Below are 215 nucleotides of genomic sequence, written 5' to 3' on the forward strand. Positions count from 1 at the left end.
GGCAATCGTGGCTGAACTCTATTACCGTTCGCGTGAAGGAAGGTTCGGGGGGATGCGCCAGCGTGTGGGCCTCGCCCGTGCATTAGCCATTAATCCTGACATCTTATTAATGGATGAGGCCTTCTCAGCCCTCGATCCATTAATTCGTACTGAGATGCAGGATGAACTGGTAAAACTACAGGCGAAGCATCAGCGCACCGTGGTCTTTATTTCGC

1 protein-coding gene is annotated in these 215 nt (G+C 52.1%); it reads left to right on the forward strand.

What is annotated here, in order from left to right:
• Window positions 1-215: ATP-binding cassette domain-containing protein (locus FDX22_RS15770; protein WP_146717437.1), on the forward strand; the 215-nt coding region annotated here is incomplete at both ends.

Source organism: Citrobacter sp. TBCS-14, assembly GCF_005280805.1.
Lineage (GTDB): Bacteria > Pseudomonadota > Gammaproteobacteria > Enterobacterales > Enterobacteriaceae > Citrobacter > Citrobacter gillenii.